Consider the following 19681-nt stretch of genomic DNA (forward strand, 5'->3'; position numbering starts at 1 on the left):
AAATGACAAGAATTTCTACTTTAACCATGCTAAACAGCAATACTAGTGGGCTTATTAATGCCCAAAATGCTGTATATGAAGCACAAACACAACAATCGAGTGAGAAAGTCGCAACTGATTTAAAAGGTTATGGCAATTCAGCTGGGATTTTGGTTGATTCAAAATCATTATTGCAAAAATTAGATGTGCGTAATGATAATCTTAAGACCCTTTCTTCGCGCTCTGATATTGAATCTATCGCTTATGAGGGTTTTACGGATGCGATTTCATCAGTTCGTGATGCCTTGACTAATGCGCTTGCAAATAAAAACGGTTCAGGACTTTCAACCGCGATTGAGGGTGCATTAGCAGATGCTATGTCCGCCGCAAATACACAATTTGATGGACAATATATTTTCGGTGGCGTTCGTGGTGATACCCAACCGGTTACAACTGCAACACTTGATGCGCTTGCTGCCCAACCAAATACTGATGCCAATTGGACCGCAACCGGCGATACACGTAAAATCACCCTAAGCGATGGTAATACAATAGAGCTTAGCAAAAATGCAGAGGAAGTTTTCCGACCATTTGTTGATTTCCTTCGCGGAATTCGTGCATGGGAAAACTCTAATACTTCTCTTGAGGGCAAGCTTGACGATACATCCTCGGCATATATTTCAAGCCTATTGACCAATATAAAAACTATTCAATCGGATGCGATTAATTATCAATCTGGTGCAGGTTTGGTGCAAAAGCAAATTGAAAACAAAATGACCGAAAACAGTAATCAACAAACTGTGATAAAAACTGCAATCGGTAATGTTGTTGATGTTAATTTAGCAGAAGTGGCGGCAAAGCTTGTTGCAGCACAAACTCAATACCAAGCAATGGCATCAATTTTTGCACAGGTAAAAGGGCTTAACTTATTACCATATTTAAGCTAAAGAGCATTTTTAAATTTTGCTGTGGACCTTGACTCCACTGGAGAATAAAATGTTATCAAGTTTTAATGACCCCGTTGTTTTGGGGGATGTTTCTTCTATTCCAGATATTGATTTAGGCTTTGATAAGCCAAGAGATAAAACCCGCGTTGTTGTTGCAATGTCGGGTGGCGTGGATTCGTCTGTTTGTGCGGCATTGGTAAAGCTTGCCGGATATGAAACCATTGGCATAACTTTGCAATTATACGATCATGGTGCCGCAATAAAAAAGAAAAATGCCTGCTGCGCTGGACAAGATATTTATGATGCAAAAATAATTGCCGATAAAATGGGTTTCCCGCATTATACACTTGATTACGAAAGCCGCTTTAAACAATCCGTTATCGAAGATTTTGCAGATACATATGTTTCTGGGGCAACGCCAATTCCATGTGTACGGTGCAATCAATCAGTTAAATTCCAAGACTTATTAAAAACTGCGAAGGCACTTGGTGCCGATTGTATGGTTACCGGGCACTATGTTGCGCGGGTTGGTGGAATTGTTGATGCGAAAATGTATCGCGCAAAAGATAGGGGGCGCGATCAATCATATTTCCTGTTTGCAACAACCCAAGACCAACTTGATTATTTGCGTTTTCCTTTGATGGATATTGATAAAGACGAAGTGCGTCGCATTGCAAATATAATCGGCCTTGATGTAGCAAATAAGCCAGACTCCCAAGATATTTGCTTTGTTCCTGAGGGGAAATATCAAGATATTGTTCTTGGCCTTCGTCCACAAGCCGGTCGTGGTGGCGATGTGGTTCATATTGATGGGCGCGTGCTTGGTAAACATAATGGTATAATTAATTACACGGTTGGTCAAAGGCGTGGTCTTGGCATTGCAACCGGTGAGCCAATTTATGTGGTTGCGCTTGATGCCAAAAATGCGCGCGTAATTGTTGGCCCGCCAGAGGCATTGGCCGTTAAATCATTGACCTTGAAAGAAGTAAATTGGTTGGGTGAAAAGCCAGAAACTGAAGATTCGCTTGATGGTCTAAAAGTTCTTGCCCGTGTGCGTTCAACCCGCCCACCTATTCCTGCTACACTTTCTACTAAAGAGGGATGGAAGATAATTTTTGAAAACCCCGAAACCGGTGTTGCGCCGGGGCAGGCTTGTGTTTTCTATGAACCCAATAGTTCAATTGGCGAATTGGGTGAACGTGTCCTTGGTGGCGGGTTTATTGCCCAAACCATAAAAGTTTGGGAATAAAAAAGGCGGCTTAAAAGCCGCCTTTTCAAATTATTTCTTTTTCGGAGTTGTTGTCTTTTTGACAGGTGCTGCCGGTTTTGAATCTTTGAATTTAATTGGAATAGTAACCGAAGTTGCACTCTTTTCTTTTTTAACAAGTGGTTTTGGATAACCAACAGCTTCGGCAAAGCAATTTTTCATTTCGTTTTGACCATGCTCAGAAATACAGAATGCGTGTTCAAATGGGAATTTGGTTGCCGCCATACACATTCTTGAGTTTAAATAGGCGCGGTATGCACATGATTGGCCCGAGCCAATTTTCATAGTTGAAAGCACTTCACGATCCGCGCGCAAGATGCGCAAAGCCGCAGCAGCCATAATATCATCATTAACTTCGGCAATTGGTGTTGCAGTAACAACATCACCAGCAGCATTTGCGGTTTGTGTTGGATTATAGCTTATAGTTTTTGGATCAAAATCAGATTGTGCGAGTGGAACTTCCCAATTTGAAGCCATTTTATTTAGATGGATTTGTTTGTCTTGTGGAACTTTTGCCCATGAAGTCAGCTGCAAATCATAAGCGGCTTTTTTTACAATTGCTGATGCACTATCAATTTTTGCGAACTGCTCACCAACTGCGGCACCAGCATAGGTTTTTGCCTCTGAGTAACCAGGTATAGAGCGAACCATTGATGGGTTGGCAGTGATTTTGGCAATCATGCCATCGCGGCCATAAGATGCACCAATTTGTTCAATACCATTACGGAACGCTTGTGAATTTGCGGCAGCAAGAATTGCATATGCTTTTGCGCCGTCAATTGTTTCGGTGCGGCCTAGAAGAGGTGCGTTATCAATTGAATTACCAATATTTACAGCTGTTGAAAGATTAGGCGAAGTTGCTGAATTGGTTGCGGCATTGGCAAATTTTGGCAAATAGCCAGCAATATTAACCAAGCTAGTTGAAGATGGTGTTTCAGGCATATTTGCAGGAATAACACTTGGTTTTTCGACCACTTTTGGCGGTGGGGCAGGAGACGCGCCATCATCACATCCCGTAAGCGCCGCAACAGATACTGTTAAAACTAAACCAATTAACTTCTTCATTACAATACCTTCCAAATGTGATTCAAAGCAGACCACAAGTAAAACTCAAATCAACCTATAAAATAATTCTTCATAAATGATAATATTAAAAATTCACTACGCTTTTTCATTACTTTTTGCTAATAATGCAATTCCAATAATACCTGAAATGATTGAGCCTAAGAATACACCCATTTTCAATTCATTGCTTATTATTTCTCCTTTATCAGCATAACTAAGACCACCTAAAAATAGGCTCATGGTAAAGCCGATGCCGCATAATGCCCCGACACCTAATAATTGCCTCATGGTGATATTTTCCGGAATGCGTGCAATCCCAATTATTTTTGAAAAATAAACCATGCCCAAAACCCCCAAAGGCTTGCCGATAGAAAGGCCGCAAACAATTGCCACAACTAACGGGCTTAGAATTGTTGAAATTCCCATACCGCTGAATGAAAATCCAGCGTGGGTTAATGCGAATAAAGGCATAATTGCATATTTTACCCATGCAGAAAAATCATCATGCAAATCTTCTAATGGGCTTTCAAAAGCATCGCTGTTTGATTTTAGGGGAACGGTAATTGCTGTCATTACCCCTGCTAAGGTTGGGTGAAAACCACTTTGTAACATGAATGCCCACATCACAAGCCCACCCATAACAAAAACCCAAGGACGGCGAATGCCAAGACGTGGTAGTGCTAGTAAAACAACAAAAATCCCCAAAGACCATGAAAGCGCAACATAATCGATATTGCTGCTATATAATGCCGCAATTAGAACTACGGCCCCCAAATCATCAACAACGGCAAGTGTTAATAGGAATATTTTAAGGCTTGAGGGAATGTTTTTTGCCACGACGGCAATTGCCGCAACGGCAAAGGCGATATCTGTTGCAACCGGGATTGTCCATCCTTTTATTAAATCCTGATGACCTTCAAGCATTATAACTGCAATGAAGATAAGTGCCGGCATAATCATTCCGCCCAATGCACCAAAGACGGGTAACGCTAGTTTTTTGGCATCCGATAATTCGCCTTCCATAATTTCTTTTTTAATTTCCAACCCGACATGAAAAAAGAAAATCGCCATTAGGCCGTCTTTAACCCAATGCTTAACATCCGCAGTATGCGACCATGTGCCGATTTGTACAGGTATTTCATAATGCAACCAATTATCAAATGCCCCAGAAAGTGGGGAGTTGGCAATGATAATTGCAATCAGCGCGCTAATGCCAAGTGTAATACCGGCGGCGGCTTCTAGTTCAAAAAAATTACGGATTTTTTGTAAAGGCATAATATCTCTTTGGCATGAACATAACTCAATTAGCCAAAGAATTATTATAGCTTGCGGTCAACTAATGCAACCAAAACCGAACGCAATTTTATGCTATTTTAATGCCTCGATTGAACACGCATTGGTTTCGCTATATGCATGTTTTGCAAGGCAATAAGTGTGTTCATATGGATAACGACTTGCTGCAAGACACATTTTTACATTTAAAAATGCACGCTTTGCACATGGTTTACCAGACCCCAATGAAAGGGTTTCAAGCGCGCTTGAATTGTCTTTCAATTGCATCATAACTGCCGAAGCCATAATTCTATCATTAATGATAATTTTATCGCTGCCGCTATTATTGAACATATCACCGTTTATATCAGAATATACCAATGGCTTTTCTAAACTGGCATCAACTTCTAAAAGATGGCGTTCTTTATCTTGCGGCAATTGTGACCATTTATACTTTTGGATATCGTATGACGATTGCAAGATAGTCTGGCTTGAGGTGTCAATTTTATTGAATACAGTTTCCAGTGAATTTGCCGCATAAGACTTGGCTTCAGCATAGCCTTCAATATTACGTACCCATGATGGATTATACTTTAAGATTTGTACAAGGTTATTTGCGCCAACCTCTTGTGCCATTTTTGAAATACCAAACACAAAATTTTGATTTCTTGTGGCAACAATTGCGGCAAAAGCTTTTGAGCCATCAATAATTTCTGGACGGGTATAATATGATGAATGGTCAATTGATGTGGCTATGGTTTCGGGTGAAGAAAGATTTTCAGAACGTGCAGCCCGACTGGTTTCGGCAAAAAATGCGGCAAAATTACCTGCAAGGCTATATATAGCGTCTTGTGTGACATTATTTTGTTCAATTGGCGAAGAATTAACGGAATTGGCGATGATATTCATAGGTTTTTGCACATTTGTAAGTGCGGCCATTTGCGTAGTGGTTGGCGAAAAAATATCGGAAGTTTGATTTACATTCTGCGCGATTGTGAGTTGTGACATAGCAGTTGCAACAGCCAAGGTTCCGAAGAAGTAAAATATATTCTTGCCCATCCCAACAATCCCCCAAATAATCCAAATGTTGTTGAATGATTGAAAAAGACTAGCCGCAAAGATTTGCCACGAATTTAAATAAAATCATGAAAATTTATGATAATTTTATTAAATTTTACAGAGCCAAAAATGCCTTTGTATTTAGTGCTATTTTTGAAAATATATTTGAATAAAAAGGCCAAAGGAGTTTATCCTTTGGCCATTGTATTTGGGTGGTATTTTGGGTTTTATGAATTATGAAGCCCGCAAGAATTGCGTGAAGCTTGCAACTTCTTTGTTAAGTTCATCGGTTTGCCTTGACAAGTGATCCGCCAATTGCATCATATCTGCTGAAGCGGCGCCTGTTAGTTCTGCAGCGCGGCCAACCCCGGAAATGTTTTCGGTAACTTCTTGGGTTCCATTTGCGGCCATTGACGTATTGCTGGCAATTTCACTGGTCGCAGTTCCTTGTTGTTCAACAGATGCGGCAACACTTGAAGATACGCTTCTGATTTCACCAATGGTTCTAACAATCTTTTCAATAGATGCCACAGAGCGATTGGTTGCATTTTGAATGCTTGTAATTGCCGTGCTAATTTCTTCGGTTGCCTTGGTGGTTTGTCCCGCGAGGGTTTTAACCTCTTGGGCAACAACAGCAAAACCTTTCCCAGCTTCACCGGCACGCGCCGCCTCAATTGTTGCGTTAAGGGCAAGAAGGTTGGTTTGTTCTGCAATCTGATTAATCAAGCTAATTACATCACCGATTTTTGTTGCAAGTTTTGCAAGTTCTGTAATTTCGCGTTCTGAAATATCGGCCTCCATGGAGGCTTCATCAGATACTTTTGCAGCAAGTCGCATTTGCTCTGAAATTTCTTTAACCGAGATTGATAATTCTTCGGTTGCAGACGCAACATTTTGAACATTTTGCGACGATTCTTCTGCTGCAGAAGAAACCGCCATTGACTGTCTTGAGGTTTCTTCTGCGGTGGCAGATAGATTGTTTGATGCTTCGGTAAGTTCTGCAGAAGACTTCACAAATGCTTCGGTAATTCTTCCCATTTTGGCTTGGAACTGGTCAGCGATTGCATGGCGTTCTTGAATAATTTTTTGTGCGTTTAACTCTTCTTGACGCGCCGCATCTTTACGAAGTTGTTCTGCTTCTTTTAAATTGTCGCGGAAAACCAATAATGTTTTCGCCATGTCGCCAATTTCATTATTATTTTCAGTATATTCAACCTTGGTATCAAGTTCACCACTGGAAATCTTTTGCATAGAATTCTTGGTAACATCCAACGCATTGATAACTTGTTTATTGACGAATATGATTGAAATAATTGTTAATAACGCGCCAACAATTGATACACCCAAGACAGTAATTATTGCCGTAATGAATGATTTTTGCGCAGTTTTATAATCGTCAGCGGCGCCTTCTTTATTTAAGTTTACGAGTTTCAACAAGGTTGCAGAATAATTGTCAAATTCATTGCGTAATTGGGTTTTATATTGTGCCGCTGCTTGTTCGTTCATGTTTTGGCGTGAAAGAACCAAAACTTGTTGTTCTGCTTTAAGATAATTTGAATAATCTTTTTTAAATGAATTATATAATTCGCGTTCTTTATCAGATGAAATCAAAGGCTCATATTTTTCCATCAATGTTTTGATATCAGCTTTTCTGGCCTTTATGTCGTCTTCTGCACGCTGCATATCTTCTGCTGTTGTGCTCATGATATGGGTGCTTTCCGCAATTCTGAGGTCAGAGGTTGCGGTATTTATTTCTTCTGTAAGTTGGATTGATGGCAACCAGTTATTTGAAATATTTTTAACGTTATTATTAGTATTATTAACCAAATAAAGGCCAACGGCGCCCGTGATTATAATCATCATCAGTAGCGCCGACATGATGGTGAAAAGTGTTTTCTTAATTGTGAAACTCATAATTCTGCCCTTGTACAAAATAATGGACAAAAGTGAGTATATAAGAAACATTTAATAATAGATGAAATACATACGTAAAAATCGTAATATATACTATAAAATATAGTTTTTTGTCAGATTTTATACTTTTGTATATATATGGTTACCAATGAGAAACTATAAACTCATGGTAAATGAATTAATTAAAATTGTGGTTCAAAATATTCGTATAAATATCTTTGTTAATATTCCCACCTGACAGGATCACTCCGCACTTTTTGCCTTTGTTTTTGTCTTTGTGTTTTATTGCAGCAGCAAGTGGGGCAGCCCCTGCGCCTTCCGCAACATTATGGGTCGTTGAAAAATAAAGACGGATTGCATCGGCAATTTCTGTTTCGGAAACCGATACCACATCTTCTGCACCATTTTGTATAATTGCAAAGGCTTCTTCATGTGGCGTACCAACTGCCAAGCCGTCAGCAAAAGTATCGGTGGTTTTTGTGGGAATTATTTTACCAGATTTATAACTTTGTTCATAGGCATTGGCTTTTTCGGCCACGACCCCAATAATTTTGGTCTTTAGGCCCAACATGTCGCGCACCAAAATATTGGCACAAATGCCACTGCCAAGGCCGATTGGAACATAGACAACGTCAAGCCCTTCAACAGTTTTCATAAATTCATAGGCATAGGTTGCAACGCCAATTACCAAATCATCGTGATAGGATGGCACAAAGTGATAATTATTCTCGCACGAATGGCGCGCACAGTTTGCCTTGGCTTCATCAAACGTTTTGCCAGATTTAAAAACCGCAGCGCCAAAACCTTCCATTGCAGCGTTTTTATCCGGGCAATTACATTCTGGCACAAAAATATGCGCCTTTTTACCGAAAATGCGGCTGGCAAAGGCGATTGATTGCCCATGATTGCCGCGAGTAGCAGAAATAAAATCTTCAGCGTCTTTTTTATGGTTGTTTAAATATACAATCCCACCACGAATTTTAAACGCGCCAGTGGGTGTATGGTTTTCATGCTTTACCCAAATTTCATTGCCTGCCGCCTCATTCAAAAGCGACCAAGAATATTGTGGGGTAGGGGACATGAATTTATAGATTAAATCTTGCGCCGAATTTATGTGATGTTCTTGTATTCTGTTCATTGTGCTAACCAAATCAATGATTAAACGTAACAGAATATTATTACTGTTGTAAAGTTAGTAAATGGAACTGTATTCTATTTTAACTGGCGATTAAAGAACAAAAATCTATTTTTCGATTTTGCTCTTTGTTTTTGCTGGCAAGGGCTTTTCGTCAAATAGATCAGCCAATTGGTCAACCATTGCACCACCTAATTGTTCTGCATCGGTGATGGTTACGGCACGTTTATAATAGCGTGTTACATCATGCCCGATACCAATTGCAATAAGTTCAACATCTTTACGCTTTTCAATCATGGCAATCACTTCTTTAAGGTGATTTTCAAGATATGGGCCAGAGTTTACAGAAAGTGTAGAATCATCGACCGGCGCACCATCGGAAATAACCATTAAGATTCGCCGTTGTTCAGGGCGATGGCGAAGGCGTGAATATGCCCATTCCAACGCCTCACCATCAATGTTTTCTTTTAACAAGCCTTCACGCATCATAAGGCCTAGGTTGCGTTTTGCACGACGCCATGGGGCATCTGCGGCTTTGTAAATTATGTGACGAAGATCATTTAAGCGACCTGGTTGAGGCGGTTTGTTTTCGGCAAGCCACTTTTCGCGTGATTGCCCGCCTTTCCAAGCCTTTGTAGTAAAGCCCAAGATTTCAGTTTTAACTGCACAGCGTTCTAGGGTGCGCGCCAAAATATCGCCACACGTTGCCGCAATCATAATTGGACGACCACGCATAGAACCCGAATTATCAATCAAAATCGTGACCACAGTATCACGGAATTCAATATCGCTTTCCATTTTAAAAGATAATGGTGCAGATGGATCTGTAACAACGCGTGAAAGTTTTGCGGCGTCAAGCATACCTTCTTCAAGGTCAAACATCCATGACCGGCTTTGTTGTGCCATTAATTTACGTTGCAAACGGTTGGCAAGTTTTCCAACCGCCCCTTGAAGCCGTGAAAGTTGTTGATCAAGATACATACGAAGACGTTCAAGCTCATCATGCTCGCATAATTCTTCCGCCCCGATTATTTCGTCAAACTCACGAGTGAAAACCCTGTATTCATTGGCTTTACCTGCTTGTGGAACAGGCGGTTGTGAAAATGGGCTTTCAGCATTTTCAAGTTCATCATCAGAAACCTCATTGGGGTCATAATCGGTTTCTCCAGTGGTGGTTTCTTCGGTTGAATCTTCACCTTCAGGAGTTTCAGATTTATCGGGCTCTTGTTCTTCCTGTTCCTGATTATCCTGTTGCTCGTTGTCGCCTTCGGGCGGGGCCTCTTGATTTTCATTGCCGTTTTCTTGGTCTTCAGGGTCGTCGCCAAGTTCATCGGCATAATCAAGGTCGCGGATTACATCACGGATTTTTTTTGCAAAGGCATCCTGATTGTCAAGATTGTCCAAAAGCCCATCAATATCTTTGCCGGCCTTGGTAATGATTTCACCACGCCAGAAGTCGGCAACATGTTTTGTGCCATCTGGTGGTGCTTTACCTTGTAAAATCTCTCGCAATACCAAACCCAACCCCTCAACCATTGGGGTGGTTTCTTTGGAAAGCATACGGTTGTAACCCTTGCGGGCAGCTTTTTCGACTAATAAATGCTCAAGATTCTGTCCAACGCCATCCATATTGCGTGCGCCAATGGCGGCAACGCGGGCATCTTCGGCAATGTCGTAAATTGCCTGAGCATTTGGGCCAATTGGTCGATGCTTTTGGTGGGCAATTTCATTGTGATGTGCAAGTTTTAAGCCCGCAAAATCCGATTGCCCGCGAACTTTTGAAACTTCTTCAAAGTTTAAAAGCCTTGCGGGGTGGGGCAGGTTTACATTTTTCCCATCGACAGATGGATCATTAGCGGTAAAATTAACCTCGACACCTTCTTCACGTGCAAATGCACGGGTGACATTTGAAATCGCCCGTTTGAAAATATCTGCCTGTGTCGCTTTTTGTGTCAATTAATTTTACCAAATATTTTGCAAAGCAAAAAAACTAAAATGTAAAAGAAAATCGTCGAAATGCTTCATGATTTTCTTTTCCTTCATTGTTCACATTGCTAAGTGAGCCCGAAGGGCGAAGGTGCAATGTGATATACTATGTCACCTTCAACAAATGTGCCGCTTCTGGTAAGTCTTCACCAAAGCAACGCTGATAGAATTCGGCAATTGTTGGGCGTTCCAATTCATCACATTTATTTAGGAATGAAAGGCGGAATGCCAAACCAACATCTTCAAAAATCTCGGCATTTTGCGCCCATGAAATCACGGTTCTTGGTGACATTACGGTTGAAATATCGCCATTAATAAAAGCGTTACGCGTCATATCGGCAACGCGCACCATTTTCGCAAGAACTTGTTTTTCTTCTGGGGCCGATACTTCCATTTTTGCGGCAACAATGTCGGTTTCGGTGTCATGGTCAAGATAGTTAAGGGTGGTTACGATTGACCATCTATCCATTTGCCCTTGGTTGATTTGTTGTGTGCCGTGATAAAGACCAGTTGTGTCGCCAAGACCAATGGTATTGGTTGTTGCAAACAGGCGGAAATAATCATGTGGTTTAATAACACGGTTTTGGTCAAGCAGGGTCAAATTACCCGATGCCTCCAAAACCCTTTGGATAACAAACATAACGTCAGGGCGACCTGCGTCATATTCATCAAACAAAAGCGCCACAGAGCGTTGTAATGCCCATGGCAAAATCCCTTCACGGAATTCTGTGATTTGTTTGCCATCTTTTAAAACAATCGCGTCTTTGCCTACCAAATCAATCCGCGAAATGTGACCATCAAGGTTTACGCGGATAAGTGGGTAATTTAGGCGTGCCGCAATCTGTTCGATGTGCGTTGATTTACCAGTGCCGTGATAACCTTGTACAATAACGCGGCGGTTAAATTCAAAACCCGCAAGCACGGCGCGTGTTGTAAGAGGATCGAATTTATAGGTGCTGTCAATCTCTGGCACGTATGAATTTGCTTGTGAGAATGCTTTTACTTTGCGGGTTGATGCAAAGCCAAAAGTTTCTTCAACAGAGATTTCTTTATCTGGTGCGGCGGATAATAATTGTTCTGATAAATCGGTCATTTTCGTTTTCTAAAATTTTGCGGCGCAATAAGCCCGTAAATACCTACTATTAGCGAGGGGCGAAAACGTCAATCATTTTCGAGTGTGGGTTGCAGTTTGGTAAATTATGATTTGGCTTCACCATTTAATTTGCAAAATGTATAAGTCGCGACATATCCAGAAATAAAATATACCAGTATCATGTTAAAATGAATTTCTGGAATCAATTTATTATTGAAACGAACAATTTGTGAAAAGAAAACAATTGGTGTTATTGTTAAGTATAAATTTATTGCACTAACCCGCTTCAATGCTTTCATTAAAAGGTTTAGGTTAAGAATATTGCGTATGATGCTAATTTCAAGCCAAGCGCCCAATATACCAATTGAAATAAAAATAATTGCAATAAAAAATGACGAATAACCCTGAAGTTTCGCAGTCAATCCATAGCTGTTTTCAGCAATTATCGGGGCTTTGAAAAAAGTGTAAATCCCTGCAAGGAAAACCAGAAAATATATAGCTGCTAGGGATAAATGGAACGCAAGTGTTACCCATTTTGCGGCATTAGAAATGGACTGCCTTTTTAAAAATGGATTTACCTTGAAAATGCTATTCATGAATGCCCTAGTTTAATATTTAAGTAAATCACTTTACAAAATAATTTGCTTATAGCAATTGAATTTTGACACTTTTTGCATTTGCAATGCTAAGGTTGTGTATATTGAAGCAAGGAAAAATTATGACCGAACATTATATCGCCCCCGATGGTCAGCCGCGTTGCAAGTGGTGTGGTTTTGCGCCGGAATTTTTGGATTATCATGACAAGGAATGGGGCTTTCCAGTACGCGATGATTTAAGGCTATTTGAGAAGCTTTGCCTAGAGGGCTTTCAATCAGGGCTTAGTTGGCGGATAATTTTAAACAAACGTGAAAATTTCCGCGCCGCCTTTGCTGGCTTTGATTTTGAAAAAGTTGCTAAATTTGATGAAAAAGATATCGAACGGCTTGTAAATGATGCGGGCATTGTACGCCACCGCGGCAAAATCGAAGCCGTGATAAACAACGCCAAACGTGCGGTTGAGATGGTTACGGAACATGGCTCACTTGCCGAATTTTTTTGGCAATATGAACCCAAAGAAGAAAATACCAAACCGCAAACCCGCTCAACATCGGACATTTCAATACAGATTTCAAAAGCCCTAAAGAAAAAGGGGTGGAAATTCGTTGGCCCTACGACAATTTATGCTTTTATGCAGGCAATGGGGCTTATAAACGACCACTCAGAAGGGTGTGTAATCCGTGCAGAGGTTGAAAAGGCAAGAAGTGCATGATTTGACGGCAGAGCATTAAAAAGATCTATTACTGTGGAGATAATGTTTTAATTATTACAATTTATGATACTGTTACGCCTTGTATTCAATCGAGGCGGTCGTGAAGTATAATTCATTACTTAATTTCCTTTTATTGGCATTTATTCTGAACTCAAACTTCGCTTTTGCCAAAACCAGTAGCTTGACCAAAACGGGCGCGGGGGATTTGCCGGGTTGCGCTGATTTCAAATGGGCAAAAGGACCAGGTGGCGAAGATAAGGCGGGAATTCTCGTTCCTGTAAAAATAAATGGTAAACAGGAAATGTTTCAGCTCGATACCGGTGCGCCGTCTGTTTATCTATACTCCACAAAGCCGCACGATAAAAAAGAAGCTTTAGTAAATATTGAAATTGGCGGCATCAAAATTAATAAATTTCAGGCACAGTTTCACAGTCAAAACGGTGATGAAGGCGGGACAATCGGTCTTGATCCATTCTTGGGAAATATTTTGGTGATTGATTTTGTACAAACCAAAATTTGCGCCTTTAAACCAAGCGAAGCACCGGAAAATTTTGGCAAAGGTTCAAACCGAATTAGCGGAAATATGCTCAATAATAAATTCTATGTTCCTGTAAATATTAACGGACAAGTCGAACAACATATATTTTATGACACTGGCTCAAGCCTTTTGCCATTGTTGGTTTATTTGCCGCTTTGGCAACAATTAACAGGGTTACAAAAGGTTGAGGATGCTACAAAAGTAATAAAAGGAAATTCATGGGGTACTGAAGTTTCCATTTATGGCGCGCCAATTAAAGGCAGTTTTGCAATTGGGAAAATAAATCTTGAAAATGATTTGGTTTATTATACCCCTAATTTGGGTCTTTATGAAGTTGAACAACATGGTCTATTTGGTAATCAGCCATTCTTTGACAAAACTATTGCCCTTGATTTGACATCAAATATGCAGCTTTTAATTTTTCACAAATAAAAATGGAAAATCCCAAAAACAGATTCATAAAAATAAATGCTCTTGATTAATTGCAATAAATGGTGATGCTGTCCATCAAAAAGGGATGGAAATGAAAAAGAGTATAATCGCACTTGGGATATGCGGGATTATTTTAATCGGTGCCGGTGCATTTTGGTTTGGTCTTGATGATGAGACGCGTGGCGTTTTAAAAACCCTTCCTACCAATAAAGATGTATTATTGTGGTCGCAGCAACAGCGTGACGCAACCTTTCGTGCCTTTGACCGCCTTACCATACTTGCCGACCACCACACCATGAAGGCATCAAGCGCGCCAATGCCTTTGCCAATCGGCAAGCCGCTTAATATCCCCAATATTGACGAATATATGAAGGAACAGCGCACGGCGGGAATTGTAATTATCCAAGACGGCAAAATAAGATTTGAAAAATATGGTCTTGGTTTTGATGCAAAAGGGCGTTGGACCAGTTTTTCGGTTGCGAAATCCTTTACATCCACCCTTGTCGGGGCGGCAATTAAGGATGGCTATATCAAAAGCCTTGATGATAATATTACCGATTATATGCCTGATTTAAAAGGCTCTGCCTATGAAGGTGTAAGTGTGCGCCAATTATTGACCATGTCATCAGGTGCGGCATGGAATGAGGATTATGAGGATAAAAACTCGGACGTAAATAAATTCAATAATGCCAAACCACAAAAGGGTGTTGATGCAACCATATCTTATCTAAAAACCCTAAAACGCGCGCATGAACCAGGGACAGTTTGGCATTATAACACGGGTGAAACCAATCTGATTGGAGTTTTAGTGGCTTCGGCGACCCATAAAAACCTAGCAGACTATTTGCACGAAAAAATCTGGCAACCATATGGCATGGAAGCCGATGGAACATGGCTTTTGGGGGCAACGGGACGCGAAATCGCAGGGTGTTGTATCCAAGCTGCTACGCGTGATTTTGCCCGCTTTGGGCAATTCGTTATGGGCAATGGTGTGGCGGGCGGCAAACAAGTCGTACCCGAAGATTGGTTTAAGCAAGCAACCGTCAAGCAAATGGATATTGGCAAAGCTGGGCATGGTTATGGTTTTCAGTGGTGGACATACGATGACGGATCATTCGCCGCCAAAGGCATTTTTGGGCAAGGCATTTTTATTGACCCCAAACGCAAATTGGTAATTGCCAGCAATTCATCATGGCCCCGCGCAAGCCTTGGTGAACAACCCAAAGCCCGCGAAGAATTTTATAAACAGATACAGGAATTGGTGGATAGGGGAGAGTAATATTACGCCCTTATGTAAACCCATGCATTTTTGCCGGATTTAAGCGTGGTTTCGACACGCTTATAATCTGATACTTCATATTCATCGGCGGCAAGTAATTCTTGATGGGTGATTTTAAACACCATGCCTTTGACCTCGTCTGAAATATCATCCGATTGGGTGACTATGGGGTGAAAACGTTCGCCACTTTTGGCAATTACATCGGGATCGGTAATTTCAATTTTGTCGTTTTTAAAGCCAACAAGAAAATCTTCTTCACCTTCTAACAGGCGACCGAATGAAGCCAACTGAACTTCGTCAAATTGCAAAGTGCCATATGAAAACAAATAAATATCAGACATAATTTACTCCAATAAAAAAGCCCACATAAAGTGGGCTTTGTTTTAATTATGCACGTTTTCCGGTCTTAAGGACTTTGTATGCCTTGACCACGGCTTGTAACCTTGCCTCCGCAGAGCGATCACCATCGTTGCTATCGGGGTGATAACGGCGAACAAGTTCGGCATATGCCTTGCGCACTTCTGCCGGGCTTGCGGTATGGTCAAGCCCCAAATCCTCATAGGCGCGGCGAATAGGGTGGTTGGAGTTTGATGGAACCTCCATCGGGCCAACGCGACGCGTGCGTCCGGTACGGGTTTTGAAACTTTGTCCAACTTTTTCTTTGTTGCGGAAAGTCGCAGACTCACGAGAGCCACCTTTTGCGCCAAAGTTCCAAGTTGGGCGGTGCCCGTGCTTTTCAGCAAGCTGGAAAGCGGCATATTCGGCGGCCGTCATATTGCCAAAAAAGTCCCAATTTTTGTTATATTCTGCGGCATGCTTTTGGCAAAACCACCAGAATTCATTGGGCGTATGCGGCGATTTTGGTGCCTTGCATTTACCTTCTTCGGTGCAACCTTCTGCCTCACAGATTTTTGGTTCTTCTTTTGCGGCAGAAATTGACATTGGTTTGCGAATACGAATGTCGGTAAATTTAGGTCGGTAATTATAATTATCGGTCATTCGGCACTAAATAATATTATTTTGGAAAAAATCAAAGCGGAATGTGAAAAAACTATCCAAAATTTAACAAGTATTTGTACACAATTCTTGAAAACTATTGTTTATCAACTTGTTCTAGCGCTGCTTTAAAATCGCCGATAATAAGATAATCCATTGAATGTATAAGCATTAAGTTAAGCGAGTGCCCAAAGTCTTCGATAATCATGCCATTTTCATCACGGTCGATGTTTTTACCGTCTGCAATTTTTTCAAGCATGGATTTGCCATCATTGCGATAGCCAATTATCCTTTTGCCAAGTGCATGGGCAAAGCCAACTTCCCACGCAGTTCCTGAATCAGGTTCATGACCCCTGAAATCATCAAGATTGGCAAGAACAACATCACATTCTTTTATCATCGCGACATTGGCATCAAAAATTTGTTTTGATAAGTCAGGTGCATTTTCTGGGAATTTATTGTCGGATGGAAAAAGTGGTACATGCCCCGCCGCGCGCACCATATCGGAAAGGCTTTTGCCATATTCCACGGCATCGGGACGAAATACATCTGGCCCAGCGAGATAGATTTTATAGATTTTTTTATTCATTATATCCGTTCCATTCGGCATTGAATTTGGGGGAGTGAGTGCCTATTATCCTAATAAATTTAGAAAGATAATAAAAAATGCGCCCAATCGAACAAAAATTGCACGACAAATTGACGCAAGCATTCGCACCATCTTCGCTTGAAATCATCAACGAAAGCCATAAACACGCCAAACACAAGGGCTTTAAGGAAATGGATGCCGCCAATCCTGAAACCGCAAATAATTCGGAAGAAAGCCATTTCAGGATTTTTATTCAATCAGATAAATTTGACGGTGTGTCCCGCCTTAATCGTCAAAGAATGGTTTTAGATGTTATCGCCGATGAAATGAAAGTAATTCATGCCATGGCAATGAATGTGCGTGGAAGCGGGGAATAAGGATTAAGTGCGTAATTTTCGTAAACGTGCCTTTATTGCTGGACTGCTTGTTTCAGCTAAAGTTTCCGCCACATGTTTGAATAAATCTTTTGCCTTTTCGTTGTTTTTCGAAAATTGAAACAGGGCATCAATAGTAAATGCCACCACAATTTTGCTTCTGTCGCTAAGATAATTTTGCAAGATTGGAACAATCACTTCGATTTGCTTTTTATTTAATTTAAGGCGTGGAAGAATTTGAACTATATGCCACCGAACTTCCTTTTGTGTTGCTCTTTTGGCGAAGGCAATAAAATTATCGGTATATGGCATTAAAATCTCTGGTTCCGCGGCAGAAATTTTTTCGAGCGCATCAGATGAACGCATTTGAAAAACTTTATTTCCTGATTCAACCAGTGTCATTAACTGTGTGATAGTAGTTGGGTTTTTTAAAACAAAATCTGCCGCTTCTGCCGCGCCTTTGGGCGAACGCATATCAGAACCAGAAAATAAAGCCCTAAAATCCATATAAAAAAGTTAGAAGAAATTTTATTTCTGTCAATAAAAATCGGAAACCGTGTTTTTCGATTTTTAATGTCCTTATGGAACTAAATTCCTGAGTGACGAACGAAGTGAGGAGGGGGGTAGAGGGGGCGATGAGATAGGAAAAGTTGCAGACTTTTCCGTAGAATCGAAGAGTAAATTTGTTATGGCAAATTTTTAAATAATGGAGCGGGTAGACGGGATCGAACCGACATCCTCAGCTTGGAAGGCTGCTGCACTACCATTGTGCTATACCCGCGCAATAAATATGTCCGCCTTTGTTAAAACTATGGCGAGACATTTTTGCCAAATTGGCAAAAATGGTGGTGAGGGCTGGATTCGAACCAGCGTACGCTCTCGCGGGCAGATTTACAGTCTGCTGCCATTAACCACTCGGCCACCTCACCACTGAGATTTCAGTAAATTACACAAAGTAATTTTACCCGAGGGCGCATCCTTTAAATCCCATTTTGCAAATTGGCAATATGCCAAGCGCAACCAATTGCACAAGGAACTGAAAAATAATTAGCGACAAGGTGCTAATATTGGTCTATGAGGGCGTATGAAAATCACAAAACCTAGAAATACTAAGAAATCCGAGTTTAATGCCGACAAAACCGCCGGCAGACCAAACGCAAAATCATTTAACCGCTCCTTTGGAAAATCTGAAGGCAAATCAGAGGGTAAATTCTCTGGCAAGCCAGATGGAAAATTCTCAAATCGCACAGATGGACGTTCTGAGGGGCGTTCGGGTGGACGTTCCGAAGGGCGCTTTGAAAGTCGTGGCGAAGGCCGTAGCGATGCAAAGCCTGAAAGAAAATATGCACCAAAAGGCGAAAGAAGATACGTTCCAAAGCCTGAAAATCAATACCCACCAAGAACCGAAGGTCAATTTTCACCGCGCTCAGAAGGTAGAAGTGAAGGAAGATCAGAGGGAAGATCAGAGGGAAGATCAGAGGGCAGATTCCCTCCACGTTCAGAAGGCAGAAGCGAAGGAAGATTCCCACCACGTTCAGAGGGTAGATTTAACTCAAGACCAGAAGGTCGTGGCAATTCACGCCCATTTGATAGAGATAGAGATTCTAATTCAGAAAGATCTTTTGGTTCAGAAAGATCTTTTGGCAAAAAACCTTTCCACCGTGGTGAAAAACGTCACAGTGAGAAAAATACAACCCGTCCTGATGGCAATTCAATGTGGCTTTGGGGTATCCATGCGGTTGAGGCGGCGATTAATAACCCAAATCGTGAGATTTATGAAGTTATCGCGACCAAAAACTCGGCTTCTCACCTTCCTGAAGGTGTAAAGGTTCGTGTAGTAGAGCCAGAAGATTTGACCTATATCTTGCCGCCAAACAGCGTGCATCAAGGGCTTGCGGCGCGGGTAAAACCTTTGCCAGAGCCTGATTATGATGCGGTATTAAAAGACGGAAAACTTGTATTCATTCTTGATCAATTGACCGACCCACAAAATATCGGTTCAATTTTCCGTACTGCGGCGGCGTTTGGCGCAAGTGCGATTATCCAGCAAGACCGTAAAGCCCCAACCATCACTGGCGCACTTGCCAAGGCGGCACAGGGTGGCGTTGAAATCGTGCCTGATTTGCGCGTGGTCAATATCTCACAAACTTTGGTTGAATTATCTGAACAAGGCTGGCTTTGTGTTGGCCTTGATATGGAAGGTTCTGCGGGGCCATTGTCCAAAGTTCTTGAGGGTGAAACCCGCCCAGTAGCAATTGTTTTGGGTGCAGAAGGCAAGGGCATACGTTCACTGGTTGCCGAACGTTGCGACACCATCGCCCACATCCCAATGCCTGGTAATATGGAAAGCCTTAATGTCTCTAATGCGGCGGCAATCGCGGCATACGAGGTTATTCGGGGTAAATAAGCCTGATAAAAATTATCTTATGACCAAAAATAAAGCCCGT

General features: G+C 41.4%; 18 protein-coding genes and 2 tRNA genes. 7 read left to right on the top strand and 13 right to left on the bottom strand.

Annotated elements, in window-relative coordinates; all coding sequences use genetic code 11:
- Positions 1-2 precede the first annotated feature (2 nt).
- The gene (locus tag KXV15_RS05310; RefSeq protein ID WP_240007114.1) at positions 3-926 is read left to right on the top strand and encodes a flagellin; all 924 of its coding nucleotides are present in this window, start codon (positions 3-5) and stop codon (positions 924-926) included.
- A 49-nt stretch (positions 927-975) separates the two neighbouring features.
- Positions 976-2175, top strand: a complete 1200-nt coding sequence (gene mnmA / locus KXV15_RS05315) for a tRNA 2-thiouridine(34) synthase MnmA (RefSeq protein WP_275671549.1) — start codon at positions 976-978, stop codon at positions 2173-2175.
- A gap of 30 nt (positions 2176-2205) precedes the next feature.
- On the opposite strand, the gene KXV15_RS05320 is transcribed toward mnmA, so the two are convergent.
- The 7 genes from KXV15_RS05320 to cobS all read right to left on the bottom strand — a co-directional run bounded on the left by KXV15_RS05320 (position 2206) and on the right by cobS (position 11717).
- Positions 2206-3258 carry a hypothetical protein gene (locus tag KXV15_RS05320; RefSeq protein ID WP_240007115.1) on the bottom strand — a complete coding sequence of 351 codons (1053 nt, stop codon included), beginning with the start codon at positions 3256-3258 and terminating at the stop codon, positions 2206-2208.
- 96 nt (positions 3259-3354) lie between these two features.
- Entirely contained in the window at positions 3355-4533 is a 1179-nt protein-coding gene (gene nhaA / locus KXV15_RS05325; RefSeq protein WP_240007116.1) for a Na+/H+ antiporter NhaA, read from the bottom strand.
- 93 nt (positions 4534-4626) lie between these two features.
- Complete coding sequence (locus KXV15_RS05330) at positions 4627-5589, bottom strand: hypothetical protein (RefSeq protein ID WP_240007117.1); 963 nt, start codon at positions 5587-5589, stop codon at positions 4627-4629.
- Between the two features lie 234 nt (positions 5590-5823).
- A complete protein-coding gene (locus tag KXV15_RS05335; protein ID WP_240007118.1) occupies positions 5824-7503 on the bottom strand; it encodes a methyl-accepting chemotaxis protein in 1680 nt (559 codons plus the stop codon).
- A gap of 178 nt (positions 7504-7681) precedes the next feature.
- Complete coding sequence (locus tag KXV15_RS05340) at positions 7682-8641, bottom strand: threonine dehydratase (protein WP_240007119.1); 960 nt, start codon at positions 8639-8641, stop codon at positions 7682-7684.
- A 105-nt stretch (positions 8642-8746) separates the two neighbouring features.
- Positions 8747-10594 carry a cobaltochelatase subunit CobT gene (cobT, locus tag KXV15_RS05345; protein WP_240007120.1) on the bottom strand — a complete coding sequence of 616 codons (1848 nt, stop codon included), beginning with the start codon at positions 10592-10594 and terminating at the stop codon, positions 8747-8749.
- 136 nt (positions 10595-10730) lie between these two features.
- Positions 10731-11717, bottom strand: coding sequence for a cobaltochelatase subunit CobS (gene cobS / locus KXV15_RS05350; protein ID WP_240007121.1), 987 nt, complete (start codon positions 11715-11717; stop codon positions 10731-10733).
- 718 nt (positions 11718-12435) lie between these two features.
- Between cobS and KXV15_RS05355 the strand changes: the two genes are divergently transcribed.
- The 3 genes from KXV15_RS05355 to KXV15_RS05365 all read left to right on the top strand — a co-directional run bounded on the left by KXV15_RS05355 (position 12436) and on the right by KXV15_RS05365 (position 15275).
- On the top strand, positions 12436-13026 hold the full coding sequence (locus KXV15_RS05355; RefSeq protein ID WP_240007122.1) for a DNA-3-methyladenine glycosylase I: 591 nt from the start codon (positions 12436-12438) through the stop codon (positions 13024-13026).
- A 181-nt stretch (positions 13027-13207) separates the two neighbouring features.
- Positions 13208-13996, top strand: coding sequence for a pepsin/retropepsin-like aspartic protease family protein (locus KXV15_RS05360; RefSeq protein WP_240007123.1), 789 nt, complete (start codon positions 13208-13210; stop codon positions 13994-13996).
- A 91-nt stretch (positions 13997-14087) separates the two neighbouring features.
- A complete protein-coding gene (locus tag KXV15_RS05365) occupies positions 14088-15275 on the top strand; it encodes a serine hydrolase domain-containing protein (protein WP_240007124.1) in 1188 nt (395 codons plus the stop codon).
- A gap of 2 nt (positions 15276-15277) precedes the next feature.
- Here the strand turns inward: KXV15_RS05365 and KXV15_RS05370 are convergent, their stop codons facing one another.
- The 3 genes from KXV15_RS05370 to KXV15_RS05380 form a co-directional block, all read right to left on the bottom strand.
- Positions 15278-15616, bottom strand: a complete 339-nt coding sequence (locus KXV15_RS05370) for a gamma-glutamylcyclotransferase family protein (RefSeq protein ID WP_240007125.1) — start codon at positions 15614-15616, stop codon at positions 15278-15280.
- A 46-nt stretch (positions 15617-15662) separates the two neighbouring features.
- Complete coding sequence (locus KXV15_RS05375; RefSeq protein WP_240007126.1) at positions 15663-16274, bottom strand: J domain-containing protein; 612 nt, start codon at positions 16272-16274, stop codon at positions 15663-15665.
- A gap of 94 nt (positions 16275-16368) precedes the next feature.
- Positions 16369-16860, bottom strand: a complete 492-nt coding sequence (locus tag KXV15_RS05380) for a nucleoside 2-deoxyribosyltransferase (protein WP_240007127.1) — start codon at positions 16858-16860, stop codon at positions 16369-16371.
- 77 nt (positions 16861-16937) lie between these two features.
- Between KXV15_RS05380 and KXV15_RS05385 the strand changes: the two genes are divergently transcribed.
- Positions 16938-17237, top strand: coding sequence for a BolA family protein (locus tag KXV15_RS05385; protein ID WP_240007128.1), 300 nt, complete (start codon positions 16938-16940; stop codon positions 17235-17237).
- A gap of 3 nt (positions 17238-17240) precedes the next feature.
- On the opposite strand, the gene KXV15_RS05390 is transcribed toward KXV15_RS05385, so the two are convergent.
- The 3 genes from KXV15_RS05390 to KXV15_RS05400 form a co-directional block, all read right to left on the bottom strand.
- The gene (locus KXV15_RS05390) at positions 17241-17741 is read right to left on the bottom strand and encodes a hypothetical protein (protein WP_240007129.1); all 501 of its coding nucleotides are present in this window, start codon (positions 17739-17741) and stop codon (positions 17241-17243) included.
- A 200-nt stretch (positions 17742-17941) separates the two neighbouring features.
- Positions 17942-18015: transfer RNA gene (locus tag KXV15_RS05395), tRNA-Gly, on the bottom strand.
- 62 nt (positions 18016-18077) lie between these two features.
- Positions 18078-18163 (bottom strand) — tRNA-Tyr (locus KXV15_RS05400).
- A gap of 155 nt (positions 18164-18318) precedes the next feature.
- Between KXV15_RS05400 and KXV15_RS05405 the strand changes: the two genes are divergently transcribed.
- Complete coding sequence (locus KXV15_RS05405; RefSeq protein WP_240007130.1) at positions 18319-19641, top strand: TrmH family RNA methyltransferase; 1323 nt, start codon at positions 18319-18321, stop codon at positions 19639-19641.
- Positions 19642-19681: the final 40 nt, after the last annotated feature.

The organism is Pseudaquidulcibacter saccharophilus, from assembly GCF_019455445.1.
GTDB lineage: Bacteria > Pseudomonadota > Alphaproteobacteria > Caulobacterales > Aquidulcibacteraceae > Pseudaquidulcibacter > Pseudaquidulcibacter saccharophilus.